Raw genomic sequence first — 22,417 nt, forward strand, 5'->3', positions numbered from 1 at the left:
TTTCATGCAGGGGTATCCGTTTGAGCTCGAGTACCGCTTCGTGCGGAGGAAAGGCGACCGCGCGCACGAGTACACCGAGCGGGTGGACGACATGGGTTTCTGCCTGGAGCACCGTGCGCGGCTGCGCGAGCAGTGGCTCGTCCGCTACGCGACCGCGTGCGCCCATGACTATCTGCGGCGGGTGTGCGCGCGGCCGGGCAGCTGGGTGGTGAGCGTGTACCGGGGGCAGGGCGCGGGCCGCGAGCACCTGGTCACGGTCCGGACAAAGTGGACGCCGGAAAAATACCCGGATTCGCCCGTCGGAAAACCGGTGGCTCCGGCGACGATGGGGATGTGAGCGAACCACGGGTGCGACCGGACCCGGCTTTCGCGCTGCTCGAGCTGTACGAGTCCGCGTTGCCGGAGGTGTACGGCTACCTGCTGTCCCGGTGCGGTGACCGCACGCTCGCCGAGGAACTCACGTCGGAGACCTTTCTCGGTGCGGTGCGCAGCTGCCGCCTGCCGGAGGCGCCGCCGGTGAGCACGGCCTGGCTGATCGGCATCGCCCGGCACAAGTTGGTGGACCACTGGCGGCGGCGTGCGCGCGAAGAGCGCGGCTTGCGGCTGGTGCAGGAACCGGAGTCCACCGATCCGTGGGACGCCGAACTGGACGCGCTGCTGGCCAGGCAGACGCTGGCCGCGCTCGGCGCGCATCACCGGGCCGCGCTGACCCTGCGTTATGTGGACGGTCTGCGGGTGCGGGAGGTGGCTCATCAGCTCGGCCGCACCGAACACGCCACCGAGGCGCTGCTGGTGCGGGCCCGTGCCGCGTTCAAGGCCGTTTACCAGGACCGGGAGGTGCGTGATGACTGATCCCTTTGACGCCCTCCGCGAACCCATCGAGGCGGTCGCGCCGGATCCACGGTTCGCCGGCGAACTGCTCGCGGCACTGCGCGACGCCGTACTCAACGAAGGAGCGGACATGACCACCACCGAAACCCCCGCGCGGGCGGACTACCACTCGCTGAGCCCTTACCTGGCGGTGTCCGACGCGCGCCGCGCGATCGAGTTCTACGTGGCGGTGTTCGGCGCGACCCGCCGGGCCGAGCCGATCGTGATGCCGGACGGGAAGGTCGGCCACGCGGAGGTCGCGATCGGCGACTCCGTGCTGATGCTGGCCGAGGAGTTCCCGGAGATCGGGCACGTGGCCGCCCCTTCCGGCGGTGCCGCGATCCAGGTCGAAGTGTCCGATGTGGACAATGCTATGGCGAGGGCCGGCGAGCTGGGCGCCACCCTGCACGGCGAAGCTCGCGACGAGGGCCACGGCAAGCAGGGCAACATCACCGACCCGTTCGGCCAGCGCTGGATGCTCAAGCAGGCCGCCCGCCGTTCCTCTGCGGGGGTGGCGAGCCCACGACACGGCGAAGCCGGGTACTTCACCTTCACCATGCCGGACGACGAAGCGGCGAAAGCGTTCTATGGCTCCGTCCTCGGTTGGCAGTTCTCGCGCGGCGGGGTGGACCGGGCGTGGCGGATCGAGGGCAGCGGCCTGCCGGACGCCGGGCTGTGGGGCGGTCAGCCGTACGCGGGCTGGAAGATGATGTACGCGGTGGACGACCTCGACGCGGCCGTGACCAGGGTGCGCGCGGCGGGCGGGCAGGCGCAGGAACCGCGCCGCGAGCCGTACGGCGTGACCGCCGACTGCGTGGACGACCAGGGCATCGAGTTCTGGCTGTGGCAGGCCTGACCCACCGTCGCCGGGTCGGGCCGTGACCTGGCCTGGCCTGACCTGGCCGGCGGTTGTCCACAGTTGCTCCGCCCTGTGGACAACCCCGTCGCGAGCAGCCGGCGCGAGCCGGGGTGGCGATACGCTGGAGTGGGGTCGCCCCCCGGGATGGGTGGGGGCTGCTCGCGGCGAGGTCGTCAGTGCGGTTAGAGGACGGCGAGGGTGACCAGTTCCGAGGAAGCGGCCGCGTAGAGGGTGGTCGCCGGGTGGAAGACGCGGAGCGTGAGCTGGGCGGAGAACTGGAAGCTCAGGCTCAGCGAATAGGAACCGTTCGGGCGGCAGTTCGTCGAGTTGACGTCCACCCACACCCCGGCCGAGAGCCGCTGCACCAGCAGCAGTTCGAGGCCGTCGGAACGGGCCGGGGAGAGGGCATGGAGGCTGCCCTTCAGCTTGACCTTCTCACCGACTTTGACCTGACTCTTGTCCAGTTTGGCGTGCACCTTCACGCCCTGTCCGTCAACGGCGGACACGGCCGGGGTGGTGCTCGGCGAACTCGCCGCCGACGCGGCCGGGGCGAACCCGGCGGTGGCACAGCAGACCGCCAGCGCAACGAGTACGCGGCGGGCGGAGATCGCGGTTCTGTTCATCACTGAAGTGCAGCACCGGGGCGGCGGCTGAACAGCGTTCTTCTCCCTAACGGGTAACCGGGGTCGCCTGACCAGGTGTTACCCGAAAGTGCGAACCGGGCTAGCGGCCGACTGCGTAGCCCTGCATGCCGCGGGCGTTGGCGGCGGCGCGGAGCACGCCGGTCGACGGGTCGCGGGAAACGGCGGACAGCCGGCCCAGCGCCCACGGGCCGGCATCAACCACCTGGTGGCCCCATGAACGCAGGGCGTCCAGCGTGTCCGCACCGAGCCGCGACTCGGCGACGAGCTCCCGCGGGGTCCAGGAGCGCGGGTAGAACGAGCTGGGGAACGCGTTGGTGTGCCAGGCCGGCGCGTCGATGGCCTGCTGCAGGTTCAGGCCCGCCACCGTGTGCGCCAGCCAGAAGCACAGCTGCCACTGGTCCTGCTGATCGCCGCCAGGGGTGCCGAAGGCCAGTACCGGCTCGCCGTCGCGCAGCGCCATCGACGGGGAAAGGGTGATCCGCGGGCGTTTTCCCGGCGCCAGCGAGTTCGGCAATCCCTGCTCCAGCCAGAACATCTGCGCCCGCGAATCGAGGCAGAAGCCCAGCTCGGGAATGGTGGGGCTGGACTGAAGCCAGCCGCCGGACGGGGTCAGCGAGATCAGGTTCCCGGCCGCGTCGGCCACATCCAGGTGCACGGTGTCGCCGCGGGTCTGCCCGGCGGGGCCGACGGTCGGCTCACCGATCGCGCCGACCCCGGCCGGCGCGTCGCGCAGCGAGTCCAGGATTCGCGGCAGCACCGGCGAACGCCCGCCGGGCGACCCTGGCCGCAGTTCACCGCTCGCCCGGTCACCGACCAGCGCCCGACGCTCGTCCAGGTACGAAGCCGAAAGCAGCGCGTCCAACGGCACGTCGGTGTCGCCGAACCAGGCTTCACGATCGGCGAAGGCGAGTTTCGCGCATTCGACCGCCAGGTGCACGGTCCGCGCCGACGGCACACCGTCCACATAGGACATCTCCGAGCGGAAGCCGTCCATCAGCAGCACCTGCTGGGCCAGCGCCGGGCCCTGCGTCCAGCCGCCGCACTTGACCAGGCTCCACTCGCCCACGTCGGTGACCAGCGCGTCCTCGTAGCTCGCCTGCCAGCCGGCCAGGTCGTCCCCGGTGAGCAGCCCGGCGTGGTCTCGGCCGGAGTCGTCCCGGAAGGCCTTGCGGCTGAACTCGTGCACCGCCTCCGCGACGAAACCCTGCGACCAGGCGCGCCGCGCGGCGTCGATCTGCGCCTCCCGACCGGCGACCGCCTCCGCCTCCGCGAGCAGCCGCCGCCAGGTCCTGGCCAGCGCCGGGTTCCGATGCGGTACGCCCGGCCTCGGCGGACGGCCGCCGGGCAGCCAGAGCTCGGCCGAGGTCGGCCAGTGCTCGGTGAACAACCCCGACACCAGGCCGATCGTCTCGCCGACCCGGTCCACCAGCGGCACCCCGTCGGCCGCGTAGCCGATCGCGTAGCGCAGCACGTCCCGCAGGCTCTTCGTGCCGTGATCGCGCAACAACATCAGCCAGCCGTCCCACGCCCCCGGCACGGTCGCGGCGAGCAGGCCGCTGCCCGGGATCAGGTCGAGGCCGAGCCCGGCGAAGTGCTCCGGGGTGGCCGCGGCCGGCGCGACACCCTGCCCGCACAGCATCCGCGGCCGCGGGTCGTCCGCGGTGACGAAGAGGCCGGGCACCTGGCCGGCGGGCCCGTTGAGGTGCGGTTCCGCCACCTGGAGCACGAAACCAGCGGCCACCGCGGCGTCGAACGCGTTCCCGCCGTCCTCCAGTACCACCATCCCGGTGGCCGAGGCCAGCCAGTGCGTCGAGGCGACCATGCCGTGGGTTCCGGCCAGCTCGGGCCTGGTGCTGAACATGCCCGAATCGTACGGCCGAAAGTTCTACGTATCAGTAAGTTAAGTACCAACTACGGATTGTTCTACACAGGACCTCACCGCACCGTAGAGGACGTCACAACGACCGGAACTCATCCGGCTGGTTCTCAAGGAGGACTCCTGTGCGGAAGTTGACAATCGGCGCCGGCACACTGGCGGTAGCCGCCTGTGCCGCGCTCACCATGGGCTCGGCGCAAGCCGCCCCGGCGCTCGCTCCCTACACGGTGGCCGCCGAGGACGGAGTAGCCGGCGAGTACATCGTCCAGGTCGCCGACGGCCTCAACCCGGCCACGGTCGCCCAGTCGCTCGGCATCGCCCCGACCCATGTGTACGAAACCGTGCTCAACGGGTTCTCGGCCGGACTGGACGACGCGAAGCTGCACCAGGTCCGGGCCAAGGGCGGGGTCGCCAAGGTCGAGCAGAACGCCCGCGTGCAGACCGACGCGGTCGGCTCCTGGGGCCAGGACCGAATCGACCAGCCGAAGCTTCCGCTGGACAACACCTACAAGCACACCGCGGCCGGCGAAGGCGTGAACGCGTACATCATCGACACCGGCATCCAGGCCGACCACCCCGACTTCGGCGGGCGCGCCAAGTCCGCCTACGACGCCACCGGCGGCAACGGCGTCGACTGCAACGGGCACGGCACGCACGTGGCCGGCACCATCGGCGGCACCAAGTACGGCGTGGCACCGGCAGCCAAGCTGAACGGCGTCCGGGTGCTCAACTGCCAGGGCTCGGGCAGCTTCGCCGACGTGATCGAGGGTATGGACTGGGTCGCGAAGAACGCGGTCAAGCCGGCCGTGGCGAACATGTCGCTCGGCGGCCCGAAGGACAGCTCGGTGAACTCGGCGGCGACCAAGCTGGCGCAGGCCGGCGTGTTCCTCGCGGTGGCGGCCGGCAACGAAAGCCAGGACGCGTCGAAGGTCTCGCCCGCCAGCGCCACCGGCGTGTTCGCGGTCGCGGCTTCGGACAAGAACGACAACTCGGCCTCGTTCACCAACTTCGGCTCGCTGGTCAAGCTGTACGCGCCCGGCGTGGACATCACCTCGGCGTGGCTGAACGGCGGCACCAGGACGATCAGCGGCACCTCGATGGCCACCCCGCACGTGGTTGGCGTCGCGGCGCTCTACAAGGGTGCGAAGGGCGACACCTCGCAGGACACGCTGACCAGCTGGCTGAAGAGCAGCGCGTCCAAGGGCGTGATCAAGGGCGCGCCGGCGGGCACCACCACCGATCTGCTGCAGACCGGCGGCCTCTAACGGAAAACCTGTAACTCCTGGTCGTGAATAAGCGACGCTTCGAGGGAGGCTCCTGGCATCGGCCCGGGGTCTCCCTCACCGCATCTCTGGGAGGACTTTCGTGCGGAAACTCATCCTCGGCGCCGGCACGCTCGCCGTCGTCACCACCCTGCTCAGCGGGTCGGCGCAGGCCACCCCCGCGCTCGCCCCGTACACCCCGGCCGCCGCGGACGGGATCGCCGGCGAGTACCTGGTCCGCGTCGCCGGAGATCGCGACCCGGCCGCCGTCGCGGCCGCCGCCGGGCTGACTCCGGAACACGTCTACCAACAGGTCTTCCACGGTTTCTCGGTGCGTGCGGACGACGCGAAACTGCGCCGGCTCCGCGCAACCGGCGCGGTCACCGCGGTCTCGCAGGACTCCGCGGTGCACGCCGAAGCGGTCGGCTCCTGGGGCCTCGACCGGATCGACCAGCCGAACCTGCCGCTGGACGACCAGTACAACGTGACCGCCACCGGCGCCGGCGTGCACGCCTACGTGATCGACACCGGCATCCAGGCCGACCACGCCGAGTTCGGCGGCCGCGCGGCCGTCGCGTTCGACTCCTCCGGCGGCGACGGCGCGGACTGCAACGGGCACGGCACGCATGTCGCCGGGATCGTCGGCGGCACGAAGTACGGCGTCGCCAAGCAGGTTTCCGTGCAGGCCGTGAAGGTGCTCGACTGCAACGGCTCCGGCGCCTACGCCGACGTGATGGCCGGGATGGACTGGGTGGCCAAGAACGGCGTCCGGCCGGCGGTGGTGAACATGTCGCTCGGCGGCCCGGAAAACGCCGACTTCGACGCCGCGGCCACCGCGCTCGCCCGCGCCGGGGTTTTCCTGACCGCCTCGGCCGGCAACTCGGGCAGCGACGCGGCCGGGTTCTCACCGGCCGGCGCGGAGGACGTGTTCACCGTCGCGTCCGCCGACCGCACCGACACCTCGGCCGCCAGCACCAACCACGGCAGCACCATCGAGCTGTACGCACCCGGCCGCGAGATCACCTCCGCGTGGATCGGCGGGAAGATCAACACGATCAGCGGCTCCTCGATGGCCAGCCCGCACGTGTCCGGGGTGGCCGCGCTCTACAAGGCGACCCATGGGGACGCCACCCAGCAGGAGTTGACCGCCTGGCTCCGGGAGCACGCGTCGAAGGGCGTGATCAAGGGCGCGCCCGCGGCCACCACCACGGACCTGCTGCAGACCGGCGGCTTATAGCGCGACCCGCTCGCGAGCACGCGGGCGGCCGATCCCGAGCCAGCTCAGCCCGGCGTCCAGGATGACGCCGGGCTCGAGCAGGTTCCGGGTGTCCACCACGGCGTCGCCGTGCATCAGCTCGGCAAGGTAACTCCAGTCGAGCTTGCGGAACTCGTCCCACTCGGTGAGCACCACCAGCACGTCCGCGCCCTTCGCCACCTGGTACGGGTCGTCCACCACGGTCATCCCGGCGATCTCACCGCCGACCGCCGGGTCGTACGCGGTCAGTTCGGCACCCATCGCGGAAAGCACCGAGCACACCGACAGCGCGGGCGAGTCCCGCAGGTCGTTGGTGCCCGCCTTGAACGCCAGCCCGAGCACGCCGATCCTGGCACCGGCCAGGTTGCCGCCGGCGGCACCGGCGATCTTGGCCACGATCCGGTCGCGCTGGGCGAGATTCTCGTCGATCGCCGAGGTCAGCATGCCGAACTCGTAACCGGCGGCCTCGGCGATCCGCAGCAGCGCGTGGGTGTCCTTCGGCAGGCAGGAACCGCCCCAGCCCGGCCCCGGCTTCAGGAAGGCGCGGCCGATCCGCCGGTCGTGCCCCATGCCCTCGGTGACCGAGGTGATGTCCGCGCCGAGCCGCTCGCACAGCTCGGCGATCGCGTTGACGTAGGACAGCTTCATCGCCAGGAAGCAGTTGGCCGCGTACTTCACCAGCTCGGCGCTGGCCGCGTCGGCGACCACGGTCGGCGCGGCCAGGTCCGCGTAGAGCCCGCCGACCCACTCCGCGGCCGCGCGGTCGTCCGAACCGACCACGATCCGGTCCGGGCCGAGGAAGTCGGCCACCGCGGTGCCTTCGCGCAGGAACTCCGGATTGGACACCACCGGGATGTCGCCGCGGCCGAGCAGGTCCGCGATCCGGCGCGACGTGCCCACCGGCACCGTCGACTTGGTGATCAGCGCGCAGCCCGGCGGCAGCACGTCGCCGATCTCGGCGGCCACCGCCTCCACCGCGCGCAGGTCCGCGGCACCACCGGCGCCCATCGGGGTCGGCACGCAGAGGAAGACCCCCTCGGCGTCGCTCACCGCCGCGCGGGCGCCGACCACGAAGGTCAACCGCCCGGAGGTGAGGCCCCGGCCGACCAGCTCGGCCAGCCCCGGCTCCAGGATGTCCACCCGGCCGGCGGCCAGCCTGGCCACCTTCGCCTCGTCCACGTCCACACAGGTGACCCGATGCCCGAGGCCGGCCAGGCAGGCCCCGGTGGTCAGTCCGACGTATCCCGTCCCGATCACCACGATGCGAGCTGAGCTCATGAGTTTCAACGTCGCAGCCGCAGGTGTCCGAAGTGCCAACAGGTCGTGAGTGAAAAGTGTTGCCGGGGCAACACTTTTCACTCACGACGCGAACGAGCGTTAACCTGGGCTCGGATTTGGTGCAGGCAGGAAGGGAAACGGGAGAACATGCAGATCACCGACACCGCAGCGATCGTCACCGGGGGCGCGTCAGGGCTCGGCGGCGCCACCGCGAAGGCGCTTGCCGCGAAGGGGGCGAAGGTCTTCGCGCTGGATCTCGAGCGTTCGATCGAGAAGGCCGAGCAGGTCGACGGCGTGACCTACGTCGAGGCGGACGTGACCAGCGAGGAGCAGGTCACCGCCGCGGTGGAGCAGGCAGCCGGCGCCGGTGTCCCGCTGCGCATCGTGGTGAACTGCGCTGGTGTCGGCTGGGCCGGCCGCATCCTGTCCAAGAACGGCCCGCACTCGCTGGACCTGTTCCGCACCGTGCTGGAGGTCAACCTGCTCGGCACGTTCAACGTGCTGCGGCTGGCCGCGGACGCGGTCGCCAAGACCGACCCGCTGGCCGACGACGCCCGCGGCGTGGTGATCAACACCGCGTCGGTGGCCGCGTTCGACGGGCAGATCGGCCAGATCGCCTACTCCGCGTCCAAGGGCGGGGTGGCCGGGATGACCCTGCCCGCGGCCCGTGACCTGGCGAAGTTCGGTATCCGGGTGATGACCATCGCGCCCGGCATCATCGACACCCCGATGCTGGCCGGAGTCGGCGAGGAGTTCCGCGCCGGGCTCGCCGCCGGGGTGCCGTTCCCGCAGCGGCTCGGCACCCCGGCCGAGTACGCGCAGCTCGCGGTGAACATCGTGGAGCACGACTACCTCAACGGCGAGGTCATCCGCCTGGACGGCTCCCTGCGCATGGCCCCGCGCTGACCCTAACGGCAAATAGCCGGCTTTTCGCCCTGGGAAAGAAGGGCGAAAAGCCGGCTATTTGCCCTTTTGGCGGTCAGAGGTCGCCGGCGAAGGGGACCTCGGTCATCGCGCGGTCGGTCATCCAGACCCGCAGCGCGCGGGTGGCCAGCACGTCGTCCTCGTTGTAGCGCAGCAGCCGCTCGCGCTGGTCCGCGTCCGGCACCTCACCGTCCATGCCCACCGCGTCGCGGTACCAGCGCATGGACGCCTCGCCGCCGGCCTCCGGGTCCCGCCAGCCGAACCCGGCCACCGGCGCCACCACCTTGAGCCCCTTGCCCTGCGAGCAGAGGAACTGGTCCGAGACGCTGCGGAACAGGTCCACCCACTCCTCGGAGTCCACAAAGGACTGAATTTCGGCGCGGTACGGGACGCCAGGATGATCCCCGAACCGCTCCACCGAGCCGAACAGCCAGCGGTTCTCCGCCATCGCGTTGTAGCAGTACGCGCGGAAGCTCAGCCCGGCCGCCTCGGTGCGCGCCCGCACGTCGCTGAGCCAGGCCCAGAACTCGGCGAAGGAACGGGCCTCGTCGGTGGTCGGCAGCGGGTCCCAGGTGACGAAGGCGTGGTATCCGGGCTCCAGCCCGATGTCCGCGCCGGTCAGCAGGCAGCCCCACAGATACGCGCCGGCGTCGCCGAAGCTCTCCATGTCCACGTCCACCTCGACGTCCGCGCGCGGCACCTCGACCTGGTCCACCTTGCGCACCATGGTCAGCTCGGCGAGCCAGGCCCTGGCCAGCCACACCGCGTCCGCGAAGGTACCGGCCGTCCAGACCACCGGTGCCTCCTCTGCCGGGTCCATCGCCGCCAGTTTGTCCACTGTGGACACACCGGCCCGGCGCAGCTCCACCGCGTCCTCGCCGCGCACCACCAGGCTGACGTCGCGGACGCTGGTCAGCTCGGCCTCGCAGGTCGGCCACCACGGGCAGCGCCGGCATTCCAGGATCCGGGAGGGTTCGGCCAGTGCCTGCCCACCGCTCGCCGCGGCCTGCGCGATCGCCAGCCGGTCGGTGAACCTGGACTCGTACTCGGCCAGCGCGGTGCGCCCGCCCGGCCAGGTCGGCGCGGTCAGGTCGTGCCAGAGCACCACGTCCGCGTCCAGGCCGATCACGCCGCCGAGCGCGCGGCCTGGCTCGGCCGCGCCGAGTGCCTGCAGCATCCGGTACAGGTGCGCGAGGCGGAGCTGGTCACGCGGCTGGGAACGGACCCGGCGGCCCTCGTCCGGCCGCGCGTTCCGGGGCTGCAGGTCGGTCGGCCCGGTGGTGCTGGCGCCGCTGCCGCGGTCGGTGATCCGGTGCCGCACCACGAGCACCGGCAGATAACCGTGCTCGCCGCGGACCAGCAGCTCGACCCCGCCGCGCCGATGACCTTCCCGGTCCACCGGCAGCAGCGCGCCCCAGATGAACGGCACCTCGGCGGCCAGCGCCTGCTCGGTGGCCAGCACCCGGTCGCCGGCGGGCAGGTCACGGGGCACCACCGCCCATTCCGCGTCCGGCCCGGTGGCCGCCATCAGCCGCCGCCGGATCTCCAGCCGGTGCGCGGCCGCGTCCGCCATCCGCTGCTCGCCGGCCGGGTCCGGTGGCGCCAGCGGTGTCGACCGCATGTCCGGATCGTGCTCGAGATGCACCCGGCGCCGGCAGCGGCTCACCGCCCCCGCATCGAGCAGCACCTCGCGTTCCATGGGAGTCACTCTAGGTGGCAGGTACGACTGAATACGACGCTGCCACCCGGCGCGCCCGCGGTAGGGACCACCGACGTGCCCGCCGGGACGCGCACCAGTAAGTTCATCCCACAAGCTCACGGAGGTGCAGGCGATGACGCGCAAGACCGAACCCGGCTCGCTGAGCGGGCTCGCCGGTGAGACCGTGGACGCGATCGAGCACATGGCGGAGTCCAAACCGGCCCGCAAGGCGGAAAAGGCCGCGAACAAAGCCGACAAGAAGGCCGCCAAGCAGGCCAAGAAGGCGCGCAAGAAGGGCACCGACCCCGAGGCCGACGGCGAGTCCAGGTTCACCCCGAAGAAGGCACGCAACGCGGTGGGCGTGGCGAAGGTGGTCGGCCCGGCGGTGCTGCCGGTGCTCGCGCCGTTCGCGGTGCGGGCGGCCGGCGCGGCGCGCGAGGCGTACGACCGCTACCAGGCGCGCAGGCTCGGCATCGGCGTGGACCAGCTCGCCGAGTACACCGGGCGCGGCGGCGGCCTGCTGGCCAGGATCGCCGGGCTGTCCGACGGGCTGTCGGACCTGAGCAAGTCCGAGCGGGCCACCGACGACGACCGGAAGTTCGCCGAGCGCGGGCGCGGCAGCCTGGAGCAGCTCGCCGCGACCACCCGTGCTTCGGAGCGGATGCCATCGGCCCGCCGCAAGTCCGCGCACCGCGCCGTCGGCGCCGAGCTGGACCTGCTCGAGTCCCAGCTCCTGCACCGCCTCGGCGTCTGACCCGCCAAAGCCCCTTAAGGCCACCATGAGGGCATCCAACGCCCCTATGGTGGCCTTGAGGGGCAGTCGTCAGGCGGCGGAGGCTTCGGGGGACTTGACGAAGCCCTTGGAGACCATCCAGTCGAGGGCGACCTTGCCGGGGTCGTCGCCGTCCACGTCGACCCGCTTGCACAGCTCGATCATCTGCTGGTTGTCCAGCGCCTTGCCGACCGGCTCGATCACCTGGCGGATCGCCGGGTGCTCCTGCAGGAACGACTCGCGCAGCGTGGCGGAGGCGTTGTACTGCGGGAAGAACTTCTTGTCGTCCTGCAGCACCCGCAGGTTCAGCCCGGCGATCCGGCCGTCGGTGGTGAAGATCTCGCCGAACTGGCAGGTGCCGCCGGCGACCGCGGCGTAGATCGCGCCGGTGCCGAACTGCTTGATCTGCCCCGGCGGGAAGCCGTAGGTCTTCTGCACCCCGGGGAAACCGTCCTGCCTGCTGACGAACTCGGTCTCCAGGCAGAACACCGCCTGGTCCGGGTTCTGCTTCAGGAACTCGGTCATATCCGAATTGGACTTCAGGTTGTGCTGCTGGGCGTACGCCTCGGTGGTGGCGAACGCGTAGGTGTTGTTGACCGGCGAATAGTCGAGCCAGGTGATCCCGTTCTGCTCTTCGTCGGCCTTCTTCACCGCTTCGAACTGCTCGCGCTCGTCCGGGATCGGCGTCTCGTTGCCCTGGTAGCTGATCCAGCCGGTGCCGGTGTACTCCCAGGTCAGGTCGGTCTGCCCGGCCTGCAGCGCCTGGCGCGAGCTGTTCGAGCCCTTGATGTCGGTGAGGTCCCGGACGTCCGCGCCCGCCGCCGCGAGCGCCATCTCGGCCATGTAGCCGAGCAGGATGTTCTCGGTGAAGTCCTTGGACCCCACCGTGATGTGCAGTCCCTTCAGCGAGTCCACCGGCTGGATCGAACCCGGCTGGACCTCGAACGGCAGCGCCGCGTTGGTCTCCAACCCGCAGGCGGTCAGCGAAACCCCGAGCAGCGCGACGCCGAAGACCGCCTTGAGCTTGGTGCGCACGGGTTTGTTCATCGCAGTCCCTTCGGTCCGAGGTACTGCTCGGCGACCGCGCCGAGCCAGTCCACCAGCAGCGCCAGCCCGACGGCCAGCACCGAACCGGTGATCAGCACCTTCGGCAGGTTGAGCTTGTAACCGGTGTCGATCAGCACGCCGAACCCGCCCGCGTCCACGAACGCCGCGAAGGTGGCGGTACCCACCGCCAGCACCAGCGAGGTGCGCAGGCCGGCCAGGATCAGCGGGATGGCCAGCGGGAACTCGATCCGGCGCAGCACCGAGGACGCGGACATGCCGATCCCGCGGCCGGCGTCGATCAACGACGGATCCACCGACTCCAGCCCGACCATGGTGTTGCGCAGCACCGGCAGCAATGAGTAGAAGGCGAGCGGGAAGACCACCACCCACAGCCCACCGGCCGCGCCGGTGATCAGGAAGAACAGCACCAGCACGCCCAGCGCCGGCGCGGCCTGGCCGATGTTGGCGATGGCAAGGAAGAACGGCGCCAGCACCTTGGCACGCGGCCTGGTCAGCAGCACCCCGAGCGGCACCGCGACCACCACCACCAGCGCGGACACGATCACCGTGATCAGCAGGTGCTCACCGAGCATCTTGAAGATCGACGGCCAGTTCAGCGTTTCCTTCTCGGTCGCCTTCAGGTCGCTGCTGAACGCCCAGAACAGCACCGCGGCGACGATCACCACCACGGCCAGCGGCTGGGCCAGCAGCCGGACCCGTTCCGCCCGCTTCGAACCGGACTCGGTGGAGAACGCGGTGTCGGTGACGGTGGCGGTGCTCATCGCTCACTGTCCGAAGTGTCCGGAGCGTCCGGGGTGTGGTCATCCGCGTGCTCCTCGCGGAGCTGCCGGATGGTGTCGATCACGGTGTCCAGCTCGATCATGCCGGCGTACTCGCCGCGGGCACCGGTCACCGGCACCCCGCCGCCTTCGGCCAGCATGGCCTCCAACGCGTCCTGCAGGGTGGACTGGGTGCTGACCAGGTCGCGCAGCGGTTTGCCGGCGGTCCGCATGGACGCCGCCGTGCCGAGCTCGCGGACACTGGCCCAGCGCAGCGGCCGCTGCCGCTCGTCCAGCACCAGCACGAACCGCGCGCCGTTCGCCTGTGCCCGGTCGCGCACCGTGCCGGGCGTCTCGTCCACGGTGGCGGTCATCTTCGGCTTGCTCAACTGCACGTCCCGCACGCGCAGCAGGGTGAGCTGCTTGAGCGACGCGCCGGCGCCGACGAACCCGGCCACCGTGTCGTTCGCCGGGTTGGCCAGTATCGCGTCCGGGGTGTCGTACTGCAGGATGCTGGACTGGTCGCCGAGCACCGCGATCTTGTCGCCGAGCTTGACCGCCTCGTCGAAGTCGTGCGTGACGAACACGATCGTCTTGCGCAGCTCGGTCTGCAGCCGCAGCAGTTCGTCCTGCAGGTTGCCGCGGGTGATCGGGTCCACCGCGCCGAACGGCTCGTCCATCAGCAGCACCGGCGGGTCCGCGGCGAGCGCGCGGGCCACCCCGACGCGCTGCTGCTGGCCACCGGAGAGCTGGCGCGGGTAGCGGTCGGCGAAGTCCTTGGGGTCCAGGCCGACCAGGTCCATCATCTCCTCGACCCTGGCGCCGACCTTCTGCTTGTCCCAGCCGAGCAGGCCGGGCACCACGGCGATGTTCTGCGCCACGGTGAAGTGCGGGAACAGCCCGGCCTGCTGGATGGCGTAGCCGACCCGGCGGCGCAGGGTGTCCGCGTTCAGCGAGAGCGCGTCCTCCCCGCCGATGGTGATCTTGCCCGAGGTGGGCTCGATCAGCCGGTTGATCATCCGCATGGTGGTGGTCTTGCCGCAGCCGGACGGCCCGACGAAGACCACGATCTTGCCGGCCGGCACCACCATGGAGAACTCGTTGACAGCGGGCTGCCGGGTACCCGGGTACCGCTTGGTCACCTTGTCCAGTTCGATCTCGACACCGGAAACGGCGCCGTCGCGGACGCCCTCGGCCTTGGTTGCGCTTGACTCAGCCACGGACACCCCTCGAAACGGTCAGTCGGGCGATCAGTACGTAGATGCCCTCGAGGATGAGGGCGAGGATGACGACGCCGACGGTGCCGGCGATCGCCTGGTTGGTGGCGTTCGCGCTGCCCGCCCTGGTCAGCCCGGAGAACACCTCCGAGCCGAGGCCCGGCCCCTTCGCGTAGGCGGCGATCACCGCGATGCCCATCAGCATCTGGGTGGCCACCCGCATCCCGGCCAGGATGGCCGGCCAGGCGAGCCGCAGCTCGACCCTGGTCAGCACCCCGAACCGGCTCATCCCGATGCCCTTGGCCGCGTCCGAGATGGCGGGATCCACCCCGCCGAGCCCGACGATCGTGTTCCGCACGATCGGCAGCAGCGCGTAGAGCACCAGCGCGATCACCGTCGGCTGGGTGCCGAGGCCGACCACCGGGATCAGCAGGCCCAGCAGCGCGAACGACGGGATGGTCAGGATCGTGCTGGCCAGCGCGGTGGCCAGTGCCGAGCCGAGCGGCGAGCGGTAGACCGCCACGCCGATCAGCACGCCAAGCACCGCCGCGATGATGGTGCACTGCACCACCGCGCTGACATGCAGCAAACCCTGCAGGGACAGCTTGTCCCACCGGGTCGAGATGTAGTCGAAGATGCTCATCTCACGGCCTGCGACCCTTGAGAATCCGCCGCTTCGGCCGCTCGCCACCGTTGGTCCGCTCGTGGTGCATCTCTTCCAGCGACTTCATCATTTCGTTCTCCCGCAACACCAGAGGGTCGTGGCGCAGGTCGCGCCACAGCGAGACGCAGAGACCGATCATCACGACCACGAACGGCACCGCGACCAGGATGGTCAGGTTCTGCAGGCCTTTCAGCGCGTCGTTGCCGCCGACCATCAGCATCACCGCGGCGACCCCGCCCATCACGACACCCCAGAAGATGACCACGTTCCGTTTCGGATGCACGGAACCGCCCTGGGACAAGGTGCCCATCACCACCGAAGCCGCGTCGGCGCCGGAGACGAAGAAGATGGAAACCAGCAACATCACCAGAATCGCGATCGGCACGAACCACGGCAGCGTCTGCAACAGCGTGAAGGTCGCCGCCTCCTCGCTGCCGGTACCCGCGATGTCCACTCCGTTCAGCTGCCGGTCGATCGCTGCGCCACCGAAGATGGCGAACCAGATCAGGCTGACCACGCTGGGCACCGCGATCACGCCGGCGATGAACTGGCGGATCGTGCGGCCGCGCGAGATCCGCGCGATGAACATGCCGACGAAGGGCGTCCACGAGATCCACCACGCCCAGTAGAAGACCGTCCAGCCGCCGAGCCAGGTCTGCATCTCCTCGCCGCCGGTGGTGCCGGTCCGGCCGGACATCTCGGCCAGTTCGCGGAAGTAGTCGCCGATCGCGCCGGGCACCAGGTTCAGGATCAGCACGGTCGGGCCGACCACCAGCACGAACACCGCGAGTACCGCGGCCAGCACCATGTTGATGTTGGACAGCCACTGGATGCCCTTGGCCACCCCGGAAACCGCGGAGGCGATGAACGCCACGGTCAGGATGGCGATGATGGCCACCAGCAGCCCGGTGCCCGGGTTGTCGATCCAGCCGACCGACGCCATACCGCCGCCGACCTGCAGCGCACCGAGGCCGAGCGACGCGGCCGAACCGAACAGGGTGGCGAAGATCGCCATCACGTCGATCGCCTTGCCCAGCGGGCCTTCGGTCTTGCGCTTGCCGAGCAGCGGCGCGAACACCGAGCTGATCAGCTGGCTGCGACCCTTGCGGAAGGTGCTGTACGCGATCGCCAGGCCGACCACCGCGTAGATCGCCCACGGGTGCACGGTCCAGTGGAACAGCGTGGTCGCCATCGCGGTGTGCACGGCCTCGTCGGAGTTCGCCACGGCGGTGCCCGGCGGCGGGCTGGCCAGGTGCGAAACCGGCTCGTAGACACCGAAGAACATCAGCCCGATGCCCATCCCGGCGCTGAACATCATGGCGATCCAGGAGGAGGTCCGGAACTCCGGACGCTCCTTGTCCTGCCCCAGCGGGATCCGGCCGTACCGGCTGATCGCCAGGCAGATCGCGAAGATCACGAACCCGGTGGCGGTGAGCACGAAGGCCCAGCCGCCGTAGGGGATGACGGCCTTGTTCAGCACGGTCTTCGAGACCGAGGAGAGGCTGCTCGGGGAGAGGATGCCCCAGGCGATGATGGCCAGCGCGACTACCGCCGCCACACCGAACACGGTTCTGTCGGTTTTGGCCGGCCGGTCCGCGGCCATCTCCAACGGGACGTGTTCGTCCGGAGTGTGTCCGGCACCGGTGGTGTCGGGAGCGTTGGCGCGGTCTTGTTCGACCGTCTCCTCCGTCGTCGTCCTGTCGTCCTGCGAATCCATATGCACGCGCCGTGTGCCGGCGCGCCCTCCTTCCGACCCTGGCTAACCCATTCGGTCTAACACCATAACCACGGGGGCCTGAACCAGTTGGTGCACGGCGCAGACCCCCGGGGCCGTAAATGATGCGCTCACAGTTACCTATTGACAGGCGATAGGCAACTACTGACGGCCAGATTTCACCAGACTGTTCCGCCATTGGAGCTGGACTGAGCAGCAAAGATGAGGCTTTCTAACTATTTGAGCGACATTCCGGCCGCCGGGTGCTCAGCACACGGGAGCCTGTCGCGTGGTACGGGGTGACCCGCCTACCCTGGTCAGGTGAGCCCATGCCCGAACGGACGCAGTCCGTTACACACGGTGCGTGGAGCCATGCTCGCGGTCAGCGCGGCGGCGCTGGCGGTGACCGCGCACGCGGCCGCGGGCGGCGGCGTACCGGACGTCTCGCTGACCCTCTTGCTCACCGTGCTGATCGGCTGGGTGGCCACCTCGCTGGCCGGCCGAACCCGCGGCCTGCCCGGCATACTGGCGGTGCTCGGCGCGGCGCAGCTGATCATGCATCTGGTGCTCACCGAACTGATGGGGCACAGCGGGCACAGTGGCCTCGGAGTCCCGCCCGCCGGCCTGATGACGCTCGCGCATGTACTCGCCACGGCGGGCACCGCGTTGCTGCTGGCGCACGCCGAGCGGATGCTGCTCGCGGTGGCGGCCGGCCTGAGGCTGCTGCTGCCCGTCCTCTGGCGGCACGCGCCGGTACCGCACGGTCCCGCACGTGCACTGCCGGGTGTGCCCGACGCGGCACCCGGTCATCTCGAGATGTCGGTGCTGCTGCGCCGGGTCTGCGCACGCCGCGGACCGCCGGCCTGCTCCTGAACCCCAACCCTTTCCTTCCCACAGCGCGATTCGCGCTGCCCGAACCCCTGTTCAGGAGACTTACAGAAATGTCGACAAATCGAGCCCTTTTGCGGGCCGGCGTACTGGTCGCCACGGCCGGGATGACCGGTCTGCTCGGCGCCGGCATCGCCGCCGCGCACGTCACCGCCAACGTCTACGGCGAGCAGCCGGCAAAGGGCGGCTACGGCGCCGTGTTCCTGCGGGTGCCCAACGAAGAGGCCGACGCCGGCACCACCAAGGTCGAGGTGACGTTCAAGCCCGAGTACGGGATCAGCTCGGGCCGCGCCAAGCCGGTGCCCGGCTGGACCTCCGAGGTGACCAAGACGAAACTGCCCGCGCCGGTCAAGAACGGCAAGGGCACCGACGTCACCGAGGTGGTCTCCAAGATCTCCTGGACCGCCCAGCCCGGCACCAAGATCGCGGCCGGTTCGAGCGAGTTCCAGGAGTTCGAGATCTCGGTCGGCCCGCTTCCGTCCAATGTGGACAGCGTGCTGCTGCCGGCCGCGCAGACCTACGAGAACGGCCTGGTGGTCAACTGGGACCAACCGACCCCGGCCGGCGGTGAAGAGCCGGAGCACCCGGCACCCGAGGTGAAGCTGTCCGCGGCCGAAGGCGGGCACGGCGCACCCAAGTCCGGCGAAAAAGCCGGTGCAGAGGGCGCAGAAGCGGCAGCATCATCGTCGGGCAGCGACGACACCGCGCGTTGGCTCGGTGGGGCCGGACTGGTGGTCGGCGCACTGGGCCTCGGCCTCGGCGCCGGTGCCACCCTGCGCGCCCGCCGGTCCACCGCGGCGAAGTCCGGAGGCGCTGCGGAATGAGGAAGGTGCTCCTCACGCTGGCACTGACCGTGGCGGCCATGTTCGGCATGGCCGCCCCGGCGCTGGCGCACAACGTACTGGTGTCCGCCGACCCGGCGAAGGGTTCCTCGGTGGAGGTCGGCCCGGACCGGATCACGCTCACCTTCGACGCCCCGGTCCAGCCTGGCGACGTGAACCAGGTCGCGGTCACCGGCCCGGCCGGCGACCAGTGGGCCGAGGGCGAGATCCGGGTGGACAGCAACGTGGTCACCGCGCCGCTGCGCCCGCTCGGCCCGGCCGGTGAGTACACCGTCGGCTACCGGATCCTGTCCGCGGACGGGCACCCGGTCGCGGACAAGTACACCTTCACCCTGACCAAGGCCGGCAACGGCACGCCGGCGCAGGCGAAGGCGGCGGGCTCGCCCGCCGGCGAGCAGGCCGCGGGCGAACAGGGCGGCTCCGGTGGCGTGCCGATCTGGGTCTGGATCGCGGGCGCGGTGGTGCTGCTCGGCGCCGGGCTGACGCTCGCGCTTCGGATGGGCAAGGAGAGCACGAAGTGACCGAGACCGAGACCGCCGCCAAGGCCCGCCCGGTGACCTTGCTCTGCATCCTCGCCGCGGCCGCCGTCGGTGCGCTGATCGGCGTCGCGCTGACCGCGAACGCGCCGGTGCCAGGGGTGACGGATGTCAGCGAGGCGGTCTCGGTCGCCATCCCGCTGGTTCGGGTGCTGCTCGACCTCGCGGCGATGGCCACGATCGGGCTGTCGCTGCTGTCCGTGCTGGTCGGCTACGACCGGCCGAAGCTCAGCGAGCCGATCATGGCCAAGGCGCGGCTCGCCGCGGTGGCCGGCGCGCTGGTCTGGGCGGTCTCCGCGCTGGTGCTGCTGGTGCTGCAGACGGCAGAATTCCGGCCGCAGGCGGTGACCATCGGCCTCGGTGACGTCTGGGACTACGTGGTGCAGGTCGGTGCCGGCAAGGCGCTGCTGGTGGTGGTCGTGCTGGCCCTGCTGCACGCCGGACTCGGCATGCTGTCGCTCAAGCACGGGGAGAAGGTGCCGGCCGAGGTGCGGGTCGGCCTCGGCCTGTTCGCGCTGCTCCCGCTGCCGGTCACCGGGCACGCGTCGGACTGGAACCTGCACGACTACACGATGATCTCGATGGAGCTGCACGTGATGAGCGCGGTGGCCTGGACCGGCGGGCTCGGCGCGATGACCGTGCTGCTGGTCAGCAACCGCACGCTGCTCGCGCACGCGCTGCCGCGGTTCTCCAAGCTGGCCACCCTGTGCCTGGTGATGTCCGCGGTGACCGGGCTGTTCAACGGGCTGATCGAGATCTCCCTGACCCCTGGCATCGAGTTCTGGTCCGGGCTGTTCGGCACCGGGTACGGGTTGCTGGTGATCGGGAAGGTGCTGTGCATCGGCGCGATCGCGCTGCTCGGCGCGAACGTCCGGTGGCGGCTGATGCCGCGGATCATCCGGCACCAGCGCACCGCGCTGGCCGGCTGGGCGACCCTGGAGCTGTCCGTGATGGGACTCGCCTTCGGCTTCGCGGCGGTGCTGAGCCGCTCACCGGTCGCCGGTTAGCCCAACACCGCTGGGCCGAATGCCGGTTTTTCGATCATTCTCGTCCTCCCGGGCGGCCTGATGGGGAATGCTTCTTGCCGATCGGGCTAGCCCGCGAGGAGGAGAAGCGGATGGCCGACACTCGTTTCCACCCGGTCATCTGCTCCGACCGGGTGCGGGTGTCCCGCAAGGCACAGGAGGACGAGCGATGAGCGGTGCGGTGGGCACGGCCGAGGTCGGACCGCTCATACCGCGTCAACTGGCCGCGCCGCCCGCCCATTTCACCAACCGGTCCGCGGAGCTGGCCGAGCTGGACCGGATCCTGGACGTCCAGCGCGACCGGCCGTTCGTCCAGGTGATCACCGGCCCCGGCGGGATCGGCAAGACCGCGCTGGCCACGCACTGGACGAACCGGGTCCGCGCCAGGTTCCCGCGCGGGCAGCTGCACGCCGACCTCGGCGCGTTCGCCGCGCAGGGGCCGGTCGACCCCGGGGAAGTGCTCGGCCAGTTCCTCCGTTCGCTCGGCGTCGCCCCCAGCCTGGTGCCGATCGGGCTCGCCGAGCAGATCGCGCTGTACCGCACGCTCACCACCGACAACCCGCTGCTGGTGCTGCTGGACAACGCGGCGTCCACCGAGCAGGTTCGCGCGCTGCTGCCGGGCGGGTCCGCCAGCGTGGTGGTGGTGACCGCGCGGAGCAGGCTCGGCGGGCTGCTCGCCCAGGACGGCGCCGCGCTGCTCACCCTCGAACCGCTCACCCCGGTGCACGGCCGCGAGCTGCTCACCAGGACCCTCGGCGCGCACCGCATCGGTGGCGACGGTGCCGAGGCCACCGACATCGTGCGACTCTGTGGCGGGCTGCCGATCGCGCTCGCCGTGATGGGCGCGCGGCTGGCGACCCGGCCGCGGGCTTCGCTCGCGAAAGCCGCGGCGGATCTGGCCCGCCGCAGGCTTCCGATGCTGTCGGTGAAGGGGGATCTCTCGGTGCAAGCGACGTTCGACCTGTCCTACGAGGCGCTGCCCGCCGAAGCGGCCAGGCTGTACCGGCTGCTCGGCGTGCACCCCGGGGCCGAGTTCTCCACCGGGATCGCGGCCGCCGCGGCCGACCTGCCCGCCGACGACGTGGAACCGCTGCTGGAGGAACTGGTCGACGTCGGCCTGCTGCACGAGCCGGAAGAAGACCGGTACCGGTTCCACGACCTGATCCGGCTGCACGCCAAGGATGCCTCCGATCGGCTGGACAGCCCCCGTGACCGCGAATCGGCGCTGCGGCGGATGCTCGAGTCGTACCTGCACACGGCGTCCGCGACCGGCGAGCTGACCGTGCCGGACCAGAGCCCGATCCCGTACGACTTCGAGTACCAGCCGCACGACCGGCCGTCCTTCGACGAGCCGGAGCAGGCGATGGCCTGGCTGGAGCTGGAGCGGACCAACCTGATCGCCGCGATCGTCACCGCCGCCGAGCACGACCTGCCCGAGCTCGGCTGGCAGCTAGCCGCCGCGATGTGGCCGCTGTTCCTGCTGCGCAAGCACTACCGCGACTTCCTGACCGTCAGCCAGCTCGGCGTGGACTGCGCCAGGCGCTGGGGCAACGGTTCGGCGGAGGCGCTGATGCGCAACCGCTCTGGCTCGGCCTGCCGCGGCGCCGGCCGGTTCGACGAGGCGATCGAGCACTACCGCGGCGGGCTGATGGCCGCGACCGGCGCCGGCGACGAGGCGGCGGCGATCCGCTCGGTGGAGGGCCTCGGCCTGGTCGCGCTCGCCCAGGACCGGCTGCCCGACGCGCTGGAGCTGTTCGAGGACGATCTGGAGCGGTCCACCGGGCTGAACCGGGCGCACGACGTGAGCCTGGCGCTGATCAACCTCGGCGCGACGCTGACCAGGATGGGCCGCGACACCGAGGCCATCGAGCGGCTGAGCCGGGCCAGGGAGCTGCTGGCCGAGCAGGGCGACGAGTACAACGAGGCCAGGGCGCGGACCGACCTCGCCAGGGTGCTCGCCAGGGCGGGGCGCCACGCCGAGGCGGCCGCCGAGCTGGACAGCGCGCTGGCCACCATGCGGCAGCGCGGCTCGCGGTTCGAGGAGGCCAGGGCGCTGGAGGTGCTCGGCGAGGTCGCGGAGGCTGCCGGCGACCTCGACGCGGCCCGGCGGCACTACGAGACGGCGCTGCCGATTTTGCGGGACCTTGGCCGCCCGGAAGCGACGCGGTTGGGTGAGCGACTGGAAACCCTGGACGAAAGTAGCGCGGAGTAGCTGCAACTTGCGCCTTTGGAGCTGCAGGTAACCCTTCAGAGGTGACCAGCCGGG

At 70.6% G+C, this 22,417-nt stretch carries 21 protein-coding genes; 12 read left to right on the plus strand and 9 right to left on the minus strand.

What is annotated here, in order from left to right; translation table 11 throughout:
• The first annotated feature begins 40 nt into the window (after positions 1 to 40).
• Genes AMYNI_RS0115755 through AMYNI_RS0115765 form a run of 3 tightly spaced genes read left to right on the plus strand, consistent with a single transcriptional unit; the run spans position 41 to position 1,726 of the window.
• Positions 41 to 337, plus strand: a complete 297-nt coding sequence (locus AMYNI_RS0115755; protein WP_157357366.1) for a hypothetical protein — start codon at positions 41 to 43, stop codon at positions 335 to 337.
• Entirely contained in the window at positions 334 to 852 is a 519-nt protein-coding gene (locus tag AMYNI_RS0115760) for an RNA polymerase sigma factor (protein ID WP_020668985.1), read from the plus strand. Before AMYNI_RS0115755 ends, AMYNI_RS0115760 begins: the two co-directional genes overlap by 4 nt.
• Positions 845 to 1,726, plus strand: a complete 882-nt coding sequence (locus AMYNI_RS0115765) for a VOC family protein (protein WP_020668986.1) — start codon at positions 845 to 847, stop codon at positions 1,724 to 1,726. The genes AMYNI_RS0115760 and AMYNI_RS0115765 overlap by 8 nt, the downstream gene beginning before the upstream one ends.
• A 185-nt stretch (positions 1,727 to 1,911) precedes the next feature.
• Here AMYNI_RS0115765 and AMYNI_RS0115770 read toward each other — a convergent pair whose 3' ends face one another.
• Positions 1,912 to 2,352, minus strand: a complete 441-nt coding sequence (locus tag AMYNI_RS0115770; RefSeq protein ID WP_026360501.1) for a hypothetical protein — start codon at positions 2,350 to 2,352, stop codon at positions 1,912 to 1,914.
• 100 nt (positions 2,353 to 2,452) lie between these two features.
• Entirely contained in the window at positions 2,453 to 4,234 is a 1,782-nt protein-coding gene (locus AMYNI_RS0115775) for a gamma-glutamyltransferase family protein (RefSeq protein WP_020668989.1), read from the minus strand.
• Positions 4,235 to 4,374: 140 nt separating this feature from the next.
• On the opposite strand from AMYNI_RS0115775, the gene AMYNI_RS0115780 reads away from it, so the two are divergent.
• Positions 4,375 to 5,514, plus strand: a complete 1,140-nt coding sequence (locus AMYNI_RS0115780) for a S8 family peptidase (RefSeq protein ID WP_020668990.1) — start codon at positions 4,375 to 4,377, stop codon at positions 5,512 to 5,514.
• 100 nt (positions 5,515 to 5,614) lie between these two features.
• A complete protein-coding gene (locus tag AMYNI_RS0115785) occupies positions 5,615 to 6,748 on the plus strand; it encodes a S8 family peptidase (protein ID WP_020668991.1) in 1,134 nt (377 codons plus the stop codon).
• On the opposite strand, the gene AMYNI_RS0115790 is transcribed toward AMYNI_RS0115785, so the two are convergent.
• Positions 6,743 to 8,044: a UDP-glucose dehydrogenase family protein gene (locus AMYNI_RS0115790; protein ID WP_084628386.1), complete on the minus strand. Its 1,302-nt coding sequence runs from the start codon at positions 8,042 to 8,044 to the stop codon at positions 6,743 to 6,745. The two genes, AMYNI_RS0115785 and AMYNI_RS0115790, sit on opposite strands and share 6 nt — an antisense overlap.
• A 147-nt stretch (positions 8,045 to 8,191) precedes the next feature.
• On the opposite strand from AMYNI_RS0115790, the gene AMYNI_RS0115795 reads away from it, so the two are divergent.
• Positions 8,192 to 8,950 (plus strand): SDR family NAD(P)-dependent oxidoreductase, encoded by a 759-nt coding sequence (locus AMYNI_RS0115795; RefSeq protein WP_020668993.1) that lies wholly within the window; start codon positions 8,192 to 8,194, stop codon positions 8,948 to 8,950.
• Between the two features lie 73 nt (positions 8,951 to 9,023).
• Here AMYNI_RS0115795 and AMYNI_RS0115800 read toward each other — a convergent pair whose 3' ends face one another.
• The gene (locus AMYNI_RS0115800; RefSeq protein ID WP_020668994.1) at positions 9,024 to 10,667 is read right to left on the minus strand and encodes a TM0106 family RecB-like putative nuclease; all 1,644 of its coding nucleotides are present in this window, start codon (positions 10,665 to 10,667) and stop codon (positions 9,024 to 9,026) included.
• A gap of 202 nt (positions 10,668 to 10,869) precedes the next feature.
• On the opposite strand from AMYNI_RS0115800, the gene AMYNI_RS44660 reads away from it, so the two are divergent.
• Positions 10,870 to 11,421, plus strand: a complete 552-nt coding sequence (locus AMYNI_RS44660; protein WP_245574178.1) for a DUF6474 family protein — start codon at positions 10,870 to 10,872, stop codon at positions 11,419 to 11,421.
• Positions 11,422 to 11,490: 69 nt separating this feature from the next.
• Here the strand turns inward: AMYNI_RS44660 and AMYNI_RS0115810 are convergent, their stop codons facing one another.
• Genes AMYNI_RS0115810 through AMYNI_RS0115830 form a run of 5 tightly spaced genes read right to left on the minus strand, consistent with a single transcriptional unit; the run spans position 11,491 to position 16,863 of the window.
• Complete coding sequence (locus tag AMYNI_RS0115810; RefSeq protein ID WP_020668996.1) at positions 11,491 to 12,486, minus strand: glycine betaine ABC transporter substrate-binding protein; 996 nt, start codon at positions 12,484 to 12,486, stop codon at positions 11,491 to 11,493.
• Entirely contained in the window at positions 12,483 to 13,268 is a 786-nt protein-coding gene (locus AMYNI_RS0115815) for an ABC transporter permease (RefSeq protein WP_020668997.1), read from the minus strand. Before AMYNI_RS0115815 ends, AMYNI_RS0115810 begins: the two co-directional genes overlap by 4 nt.
• Positions 13,265 to 14,491 carry an ABC transporter ATP-binding protein gene (locus AMYNI_RS0115820; protein WP_020668998.1) on the minus strand — a complete coding sequence of 409 codons (1,227 nt, stop codon included), beginning with the start codon at positions 14,489 to 14,491 and terminating at the stop codon, positions 13,265 to 13,267. Before AMYNI_RS0115820 ends, AMYNI_RS0115815 begins: the two co-directional genes overlap by 4 nt.
• The gene (locus AMYNI_RS0115825) at positions 14,478 to 15,125 is read right to left on the minus strand and encodes an ABC transporter permease (RefSeq protein WP_020668999.1); all 648 of its coding nucleotides are present in this window, start codon (positions 15,123 to 15,125) and stop codon (positions 14,478 to 14,480) included. Before AMYNI_RS0115825 ends, AMYNI_RS0115820 begins: the two co-directional genes overlap by 14 nt.
• Position 15,126: 1 nt before the next feature.
• Positions 15,127 to 16,863: a BCCT family transporter gene (locus AMYNI_RS0115830; protein ID WP_020669000.1), complete on the minus strand. Its 1,737-nt coding sequence runs from the start codon at positions 16,861 to 16,863 to the stop codon at positions 15,127 to 15,129.
• A 369-nt stretch (positions 16,864 to 17,232) separates the two neighbouring features.
• On the opposite strand from AMYNI_RS0115830, the gene AMYNI_RS0115835 reads away from it, so the two are divergent.
• From AMYNI_RS0115835 to AMYNI_RS0115860, 5 genes are all read left to right on the plus strand, one after another.
• Positions 17,233 to 17,733, plus strand: coding sequence for a hypothetical protein (locus AMYNI_RS0115835; protein WP_020669001.1), 501 nt, complete (start codon positions 17,233 to 17,235; stop codon positions 17,731 to 17,733).
• Positions 17,734 to 17,801: 68 nt separating this feature from the next.
• On the plus strand, positions 17,802 to 18,572 hold the full coding sequence (locus AMYNI_RS0115840) for a YcnI family copper-binding membrane protein (protein ID WP_040405768.1): 771 nt from the start codon (positions 17,802 to 17,804) through the stop codon (positions 18,570 to 18,572).
• Positions 18,569 to 19,111: a copper resistance CopC family protein gene (locus AMYNI_RS0115845; RefSeq protein ID WP_020669003.1), complete on the plus strand. Its 543-nt coding sequence runs from the start codon at positions 18,569 to 18,571 to the stop codon at positions 19,109 to 19,111. Before AMYNI_RS0115840 ends, AMYNI_RS0115845 begins: the two co-directional genes overlap by 4 nt.
• Positions 19,108 to 20,133: a copper resistance D family protein gene (locus AMYNI_RS0115850; protein ID WP_020669004.1), complete on the plus strand. Its 1,026-nt coding sequence runs from the start codon at positions 19,108 to 19,110 to the stop codon at positions 20,131 to 20,133. Before AMYNI_RS0115845 ends, AMYNI_RS0115850 begins: the two co-directional genes overlap by 4 nt.
• Before the next feature lie 187 nt (positions 20,134 to 20,320).
• Complete coding sequence (locus AMYNI_RS0115860; protein WP_020669005.1) at positions 20,321 to 22,363, plus strand: ATP-binding protein; 2,043 nt, start codon at positions 20,321 to 20,323, stop codon at positions 22,361 to 22,363.
• Positions 22,364 to 22,417: the final 54 nt, after the last annotated feature.

The organism is Amycolatopsis nigrescens CSC17Ta-90 (assembly GCF_000384315.1).
GTDB lineage: Bacteria > Actinomycetota > Actinomycetes > Mycobacteriales > Pseudonocardiaceae > Amycolatopsis > Amycolatopsis nigrescens.

Bases quoted from the DNA above. Each gene is read 5' to 3' on its own strand.
- AMYNI_RS0115840 (WP_040405768.1), top strand. From the start codon at position 17,802: ATGTCGACAAATCGAGCCCTTTTGCGGGCCGGCGTACTGGTCGCCACG.
- AMYNI_RS44660 (WP_245574178.1), top strand. From the start codon at position 10,870: ATGGCGGAGTCCAAACCGGCCCGCAAGGCGGAAAAGGCCGCGAACAAA.
- AMYNI_RS0115795 (WP_020668993.1), top strand. From the start codon at position 8,192: ATGCAGATCACCGACACCGCAGCGATCGTCACCGGGGGCGCGTCAGGG.
- AMYNI_RS0115790 (WP_084628386.1), bottom strand. From the start codon at position 8,044: ATGAGCTCAGCTCGCATCGTGGTGATCGGGACGGGATACGTCGGACTG.
- AMYNI_RS0115825 (WP_020668999.1), bottom strand. From the start codon at position 15,125: ATGAGCATCTTCGACTACATCTCGACCCGGTGGGACAAGCTGTCCCTG.
- AMYNI_RS0115830 (WP_020669000.1), bottom strand. From the start codon at position 16,863: ATGGATTCGCAGGACGACAGGACGACGACGGAGGAGACGGTCGAACAA.
- AMYNI_RS0115770 (WP_026360501.1), bottom strand. From the start codon at position 2,352: ATGAACAGAACCGCGATCTCCGCCCGCCGCGTACTCGTTGCGCTGGCG.
- AMYNI_RS0115775 (WP_020668989.1), bottom strand. From the start codon at position 4,234: ATGTTCAGCACCAGGCCCGAGCTGGCCGGAACCCACGGCATGGTCGCC.
- AMYNI_RS0115800 (WP_020668994.1), bottom strand. From the start codon at position 10,667: ATGGAACGCGAGGTGCTGCTCGATGCGGGGGCGGTGAGCCGCTGCCGG.
- AMYNI_RS0115765 (WP_020668986.1), top strand. From the start codon at position 845: ATGACTGATCCCTTTGACGCCCTCCGCGAACCCATCGAGGCGGTCGCG.
- AMYNI_RS0115835 (WP_020669001.1), top strand. From the start codon at position 17,233: ATGCTCGCGGTCAGCGCGGCGGCGCTGGCGGTGACCGCGCACGCGGCC.
- AMYNI_RS0115815 (WP_020668997.1), bottom strand. From the start codon at position 13,268: ATGAGCACCGCCACCGTCACCGACACCGCGTTCTCCACCGAGTCCGGT.
- AMYNI_RS0115810 (WP_020668996.1), bottom strand. From the start codon at position 12,486: ATGAACAAACCCGTGCGCACCAAGCTCAAGGCGGTCTTCGGCGTCGCG.
- AMYNI_RS0115860 (WP_020669005.1), top strand. From the start codon at position 20,321: ATGAGCGGTGCGGTGGGCACGGCCGAGGTCGGACCGCTCATACCGCGT.
- AMYNI_RS0115845 (WP_020669003.1), top strand. From the start codon at position 18,569: ATGAGGAAGGTGCTCCTCACGCTGGCACTGACCGTGGCGGCCATGTTC.